The organism is Prevotella sp. MGM2 (assembly GCF_002933955.1).
Taxonomy (GTDB): Bacteria; Bacteroidota; Bacteroidia; order Bacteroidales; family Bacteroidaceae; genus Alloprevotella.
Map to the genome: position 1 here is coordinate 1 of NZ_BEWW01000080.1, position 7467 is coordinate 7467.

Here is a 7467-nt window from a genome sequence, read left to right on the forward strand (position 1 = left end):
TTCCAAGTATTCGAGTTAAAATTCCGATACGGACTTTTTCAACACAACTGCTTCAAACCTATGTTTTAACACTTCAAATTGTTACGAAAGGTTAAAAACGTTAAAGTTGAGACACAAAAAAGGGAAGCTGAAAACTTCCCTCTCGTGCGCTTTAGTGCCTGATTATCGAACTTTTCTTGATGATTTTGCAAAGATAATAGATTTTCTCGACTGGTATGCTGATAGAGAATAGTCTACATAGCATATCTATATTGTTAGGAATAAACTTTCAGTATCGTTTTCCTTGTTTTTCGTTCCTTATCTTGTTGTTAGGCAGGGTGTTCACTTACGTATCTTGGCACTCAATATACTTAATAATAGTAAGCTATATAGGAACGAACCGTTTGCCGTACATTGAAAAATTCCCTCCTAAAATTTTTAGATATAACTTACCGAACTTGATAAACTTTTCAAACTACGGTATATTTATATATAGTAAGAGTAAATAACGTCAGTTCGGCGAAATTAAGTTGTTGATTATTAGTAAAATAGCAATATATTTTGTAAATTTGAAATCACTACAAATCAACTTCACAAAATACATTGCTATGATCTCAAGAGACAAAATTACTGAAATTTTCTGTATGGCCGATGACTTTTGCAAACTTTATGACCGATTCATCAAGGCAAACGGTCTTGCACCTAAGCGCGACAAGTCCAAACGCAAGTATCATCGCGACTCGAGAATGTCCTCTGCGGAGATCATAACCATAATGATTTTGTTCCACCTGAGCGGATATAAATGTTTCAAGCATTTCTATATCAATGAAGTTCAAGAACATATGACTGATATATTTCCAAAGACAGTGGCATACAATCGATTTACTGAACTTGAAAGGACGGTTGTAATCCCGTTCATTCTCTTTGTGAAGAGATGCTGTATGGGGAAATGCACCGGGATCAGCTTTGTCGACAGCACATTGCTTCGCGTATGCAGGAACCAACGTATTCATATGCACAAGGTCTTTAAAGGTATAGCTCAACGGGGGCAGTGTTCGATGGGATGGTTCTATGGCTTCAAACTTCATCTGATATGCAATGAGATGGGGGAACTGTTAAGCTTTATGGTAACTCCAGGTAATGTTGACGATCGTGAACCTCTCAAGAACAAGACTTTCGTTGAACAGTTGTTTGGAAAGTTGGTCGGCGACAAAGGGTACATATCCAAGGACATCTTCTCAAAGTTGTTTGTCGATGGTATTCAGCTTATTACAAAACTGAGAAATAATATGAAGGGACAGATAATGACGCTTAGTGACAAGATACTTCTCCGTAAAAGGGCCATCATCGAGACCATCAATGACGAACTTAAGAACATAGCCCAGATTGAACATTCGCGTCACCGATCCGTTACCGGATTCACTGTCAACCTTATGGCCGGGCTTGCGGCATACTCATTCTTCCCAAAGAAGCCGATGATTGCAGTAGAGAGGGTTGAATCAGAAGAAAACGAACTTATTCAGCTGTCACTCTTTTAGTTATAATTCATCGAACTCACGTTAAATAATAAAACTATGAAAAATACAAATATGAGACAGTTTAGAGAACTTTCAGACGAAACAAAAGCCAAAATCAGTATGGCAATGAAAGGTAAATCAAAGTCATTTACCCACAAAGAGAAAATTAGCAATGGACTTAGGGATTATTGGAAAACAATCCCTAAGAAACCAACAAATGAAAAGGTAGAGGAATAACCCCTACCTTACTACTTGTCAAGATGACAAAACTTGCACAACTGCAAATAAATAAAGTATTATGTTTTAATTTTTAATGATAAAATTCGACAAGATGAAATTGATTACTTCGATAGATTATATCTCCGATATAGATAGTTCGGTTTTTCTTTCCGTAACCAAATTTGATGAGGTGCTATATTATAAATATCAGCAAGACAAACCTTATTCATTATTAATTATGGTAGATTACGCTCATAGTGAACTTGTGTTAGAATTTACAGGAAAGATACTATTAGATAAATACTCACAGCTGATAAATCGTGAAACTATTAAAGACAGCCTCAACAACATAAACAAGTTAAATATATGTAGGTTAGATATTGAGGCTATATTACACGATGCAGAGGTGGTGAAATGTGATATAACAAAGGATATAGAAACAGATATTAATGTGATTAATTCTACCATACGGCAAAACCTCACCAATTATCGCAAATGGACGGTGAAGCAATACAATAGCGGTATCGTGTTAGAAAATGTAGTCACAACTCCGAGATATAAGAAGCGGTTAGCCATATATAATAAGTATAAGGAATTGGAGAAGGTTAATAACATTAATTTTATAGATAGCCTCGCTGCAAAGAATGAAATCCTTTCATACTTCAATGGTAAGGTCAGATTTGAGTTAAACATAAATACCAAACAGCAAATAAGACAGTTGCTAAACATTCCAAATAACAATATACAGAATGTTTTGAACGCTAAAGCCAATCCTATTCTTACGGTCATAGATGAGGCTGTCAGATATGAGCCTCAACAGCAAAAGGCACAAACGTTACGGGATTATGAACATGAGTTATTATTAAAAGATTGTGATTATGATATGGTGAAGGTTGAGGCTAAGGTAAGAGCGTTATCCAGCAAAAACACCTCAATTAAAAGAATGATGCAACCCTATAAAGAACTATACAAGCGTTTGCAGAATAACAAGACTTCTACTATTGATATTCGTGCGTTAGTTGCATAAAATGTATTCTTTAGAAATCGTATTCATTTAATTCTATAAAACTACTTTTAGAATACATGGAATTGTATTCAGATTATTCTTTGATTTATTTGCCTATGCCAGAATTTAGCTGTATATTTGTATTGTAATTGAAGGAGTTAAATAAGAAAGAATATGAACGCAGTAATTTACGCACGAGTTTCAAGCACTAACGACAGACAGTCAACAGACCGTCAAGTTTCAGACCTCAACGGCTATGCCTCAAAGAATGATATTAATGTAGTTAAAACGTTTGAGGAACATATCAGCGGAGCAAAACGCAACGAGGAACGTCCCATTTTATGTGAGTGTTTAGATTACTGCATTGAAAACAAGATAGATACACTTTTAATCAGTGAATTAAGTCGTTTAGGTCGTAATGTGGATGAAGTTCTTGCCAATGTCAAGCTATGTAAGGATAACAACCTTAATATCTACTTCCAAAAGGAGAACCTTTCAATCTTTCAACCCGATGGAACTAAAAACCCCTTCCTTAACATATTTATCTCTGTCCTTGGCACTTGTGCAGAAATGGAGCGTGAAAATATCAAGTTCAGATTAAACAGTGGTAGAGCCAAATATATTGCAGATGGTGGCAAATTAGGAAGGAAAGAGGGTTATAGAAAATCAAAAGAGCAAAAGGAAGTTGAATATAAAGAGGTAATTAAAGAACTTAAGAAAGGTACAAGTGTTAGACGAACTGCAAAACTTTGTGATGTTTCTGTTTCAACCGTCCAGCGCATAAAAGCGGAATTTAACTTATAATATAAAGTAATGCTACTTGATATTCATTAGATTTTTAATCACCACGTCTATTTAGTAGTCTCTTATAGAGTGTACTTTCACGAAAATTAGCTACCTTTGCAGTCGCAAACCCACAAAGGGCGAGCAGACATATTAAAGAAGCGTTTTCGCATCGTTCGATTGGTGAAACTTCGACAACTTCAACAATAAATCGAGAATGATGGTGAAAGTACGCTCTCTTTGGCTTGTATTGTCATATCCCTATGATATACGGTCAAAGTGGAGTTGCTATCACTTGTTCCGATTTATGGGAGTCGAAGCCCACACCAATGAATAAGTTGAAAAGTGGCTCCACTTCTTTATATGCCTACTATCATTTACAACAAAATCGCATCGCAGAGCCATAGGTGCATGGAGAAACAAAAAATGAAAAAGTATTTTTATCTTTTCTTTGTGGCTCTCTTTGCCACTATGTCATTCGCTCTTACTAGTTGTAGTGATGACGATGACGAACCCAACGACCCTAATAATGGTAAAATGGAACTTACCATTGATGGTAAAAAGCACGTTTTTACTAACACAATGGCTGATGTGAATGGAAACGATTACAGTTGTCTTGTTTATAACAATGACAACGAATTGAACTTTTCAATCTATGGTTGGGATGAGGTAGTTAAAGGGTCAGCACTAACAGATGAAAACTTCACTCTTACTTGGAGTACTGATGAAGCAATAATAGGAATGCCAACTTCAAATACTTCTGTAAAGGTAACGGAGAAAAATAGTAAAAATGTAACTATTTCATTCAGCAACGCAACATTTGAAGATATGAGAGGGTTTGAATCATTCATTGTAAACGGTACTATAACACTTCCAATAAATTGAATGATGGTCTGTGATCCAGCAAACATCGTTTGCCGAATCACTTTAATATAGTAATAAAAATGAAACAGAATAATTGTCCAGAGTGTGGTTATCCACTTAACGGAACAGAAAATATGTGTCCTGAATGTGGGTGTCCTATAGTTACTAATACTACTTCTGAAACATCCTTCGACACTACACAACAGCCATTAACTTCAACACAAAATACTGACGAATATAAAACAGTTTCAGAACTTTTTTGGAGTTGTGAGTTTTATAAAGTGTTCAAAGGCCGTAAATTTGACCTTGCACAACGTATTTATGAATGTTTTGAATTTTGGTGGGAATGTGTTAAGGTATGGTGGCACATATTCAAAACAAAGTTTGCTACATTTCATGGTCGTGCCTCACGCCGTGAATATTTCTCGTTTGTAGGATTTCCGTTTTATAATCCTTTTTTCTTTTTATCTCTTTGTTTAGTAATAGGATTTATTCCTTGGTTAGGTGTAAGTGTTCGACGTATGCACGATATTAACCGAAGCGGATGGTGGGTGCTTTGTCCTATTGCTAATATCTTTTTCCTTTTTAAGGATTCTGATAAAAGCGAAAATAGTTATGGAAGTCCTAATCCTTTTAAATATCAGAGGTAATTATGGCACTTATTAAATGTAAATATTGTGGGCATCAAATGTCAGATAAGGCAGAGCGATGTCCGAAATGTGGTAAAAATAATAATATTGAGTGTGAACCAATAGATACCACAAAGAATGAAGTTGGCAACAGTCATAAAGAGGTAATAACTAAAAATCGTTCTGTTAATAAGGTTATTGTGTCTCTGCTTGTATTGGTGTCTGTTTGTGTTGGTGGTGTATGTGGCTATTTCTTGTACCCTAATATTTCTATAAACAATGAATCTCCTTTATATGAGGATGAGGTGACAGATTCTATTGTGGCTAATGAGGACTTGTTAAAAGATGGTTCTTATTATTGGTTTTACCCGACCGTTTTTCCTATTGTATATGAATTGAAAGATGGTACTATAAGGAATGCCTACCTTAATGGATATCCACTTGAGGCGAAAATTTCTCATGGAGAATACTTCAAAGGGAAAAATGAAATGACCTTTCCCAATGGACAGAAGATAGATTTATATGTTCAGTTCAATTTGAAAAGTGGAGAGGGATATGTACAGCAGGGTGGAAATAGAACAAATATAACAATGTACAAGCTATGTATGCCTTCTGATTCTATAAATAATATAATCCAATCATGCAAAAGTAATTATGAAAAAGCAATGAGAGATGTGCGGTCAGATATAGTAGATGAGGCAGAAACCGAAGCGGTAGTGTGTGATTCTGTTGCTCCATAAGAATATATATTCTAATAATGTAGAATTTATTGAAGTCGCTGAAGATATAAAGTCTCCAGCGATTTTCATTTTATAGCGTAGGTTAGAATAAAAAAGTGCCATTTTTATTTTGTACTATGAAATGTAGGAGGTATGTTTGGAACAGACTGATAACAATTCGCGATAAATTATCAGACATTACATAAGGGTTCTAAGTTTATCCTGCCGACCAAAAGTCCTTTGTGTCTGAGGTGGAACAAAGGAGGCTGAAAAGCGAATAACCGCCTTAGAGCGGATTTTAATAACTTCATTAAATGTCTGAATATGAAAAACAACTACTCAAAACATACAACCTTAGCAATGAGGAATTACAAGCAGTGATTAATTTATTTAAGTCATTGGCAGAAATAGTATTAGATAGTAATAACAATTAAAAATGAGTAAAAAGATGAATGAAACAAATTCTGTTATTTTTACACGGGTTGCAAACGCAACCGACAGACAGTCAACTGACCGTCAAGTTTCTAACCTTAATGCTTTCGCTACAAAGAATGAAATTAATGTAATTAAAACGTTTGAGGAACATATCAGCGGAGCAAAATGCAATGACGAACGTTCCGTATTGCGTGAATGCTTGGATTACTGTATTGAAAATAGGATAGACACACTTCTAATAAATGATTTAAGTCGTTTAGGTCGTAAAGTGGATGAGATGTTTACCACTATGAAACGTTGCATGGATAATAATCTTAATATCTACTTTCTGAAAGAAAACCTTTCTCTCTTTCAGACGAATGGAACTAAAAACTCTTTTCAGAGTATTCTAATAAAACTTTTTGATATTGAGGAAAGTACCATCCAACGTGTTATGGTAGAGTTTAGATGTACGCAGAACTGTTTGATATAAGCAGTATTAGAAAACGCTGAAGGCATAAAATCCCTCAGCGATTTTCTTTAATTTGAGTAATAGAAAGATCGTAATTTGATAATAATAAGTAAAGAGTAAATATATGAATAAAGTAAATTGTGTTATTTGGACACGAGTTTCAACGAAGTATCAAGAAGATAACGGAGGAAGCCTTCAATATCAAAAGGACTGTTGCACTGATTATGCAAGGTCTAACGGATTTAATGTAATTAATTCATTTGGTGGGTCACACGAATCAGCGAAGACACCAGGTAAGTTTATTAAAGAAATGATTTCGTTTATAAAGCGAAATAATACAGTTAAGTTTCTGATTGTATCGCAAATAGACCGTTTTTCAAGAGATACGGGGCAAGGTAGCACTATATTAAACCAGTTGCTTGAGATAGGTGTGACTATTATTGAAGCAACCACAGGATTGAGAACAAGCGACCATAACCAAAAGATGATGTTACAAATGAAACTTTGTTTTGCGGAGTGGGACAATGCCAACCGTACAGACAAGTTTACAAAAGGTCGTATCAGTTGTTTGCAGAGTGGTGTCTATACGGGTGCCGTTCCTTTGGGCTATGATAAAGAAGGAAAAAGTCGTAATAGAACTTATACCATTAATGAAGATGGCAAACTGATAAGAAAAGCATTTCAGTGGAAATTACAAGGCATGGCAAACTTTCAGATTATGGAAAAACTTAAACCATACGGATTAAACCTATCTAAACAGAAGTTACATCATATATTAACTAATGTGTTCTACGCTGGTAAAATCAAGCATAAAATGGGTCAAGCCGAAAACACGGTGCATGAATTTTGAGAAAAGTGTTAAATT

General features: G+C 35.1%; 9 protein-coding genes. All 9 read left to right on the top strand.

The window, feature by feature from the left end:
* Positions 1 to 587: 587 nt before the first annotated feature.
* Positions 588 to 1517, top strand: a complete 930-nt coding sequence (locus C5S62_RS01735) for an IS982 family transposase (protein WP_104403800.1) — start codon at positions 588 to 590, stop codon at positions 1515 to 1517.
* A 36-nt stretch (positions 1518 to 1553) separates the two neighbouring features.
* On the top strand, positions 1554 to 1733 hold the full coding sequence (locus C5S62_RS01740) for an NUMOD3 domain-containing DNA-binding protein (protein WP_104403801.1): 180 nt from the start codon (positions 1554 to 1556) through the stop codon (positions 1731 to 1733).
* A 94-nt stretch (positions 1734 to 1827) separates the two neighbouring features.
* Entirely contained in the window at positions 1828 to 2742 is a 915-nt protein-coding gene (locus C5S62_RS01745) for a phage/plasmid replication protein (RefSeq protein ID WP_133159459.1), read from the top strand.
* 153 nt (positions 2743 to 2895) lie between these two features.
* Positions 2896 to 3525: a recombinase family protein gene (locus tag C5S62_RS01750; protein ID WP_104403803.1), complete on the top strand. Its 630-nt coding sequence runs from the start codon at positions 2896 to 2898 to the stop codon at positions 3523 to 3525.
* Between the two features lie 405 nt (positions 3526 to 3930).
* Positions 3931 to 4389: a hypothetical protein gene (locus C5S62_RS01755; protein ID WP_223301103.1), complete on the top strand. Its 459-nt coding sequence runs from the start codon at positions 3931 to 3933 to the stop codon at positions 4387 to 4389.
* Between the two features lie 59 nt (positions 4390 to 4448).
* Entirely contained in the window at positions 4449 to 5018 is a 570-nt protein-coding gene (locus C5S62_RS01760) for a DUF805 domain-containing protein (RefSeq protein ID WP_223301104.1), read from the top strand.
* Positions 5019 to 5020: 2 nt separating this feature from the next.
* Positions 5021 to 5737 (top strand): hypothetical protein, encoded by a 717-nt coding sequence (locus tag C5S62_RS01765; RefSeq protein WP_104403806.1) that lies wholly within the window; start codon positions 5021 to 5023, stop codon positions 5735 to 5737.
* A 427-nt stretch (positions 5738 to 6164) separates the two neighbouring features.
* Positions 6165 to 6623: a recombinase family protein gene (locus tag C5S62_RS01770; RefSeq protein ID WP_223301105.1), complete on the top strand. Its 459-nt coding sequence runs from the start codon at positions 6165 to 6167 to the stop codon at positions 6621 to 6623.
* A gap of 103 nt (positions 6624 to 6726) precedes the next feature.
* Positions 6727 to 7452 carry a recombinase family protein gene (locus C5S62_RS01775; RefSeq protein WP_104403808.1) on the top strand — a complete coding sequence of 242 codons (726 nt, stop codon included), beginning with the start codon at positions 6727 to 6729 and terminating at the stop codon, positions 7450 to 7452.
* Positions 7453 to 7467 lie beyond the last annotated feature (15 nt).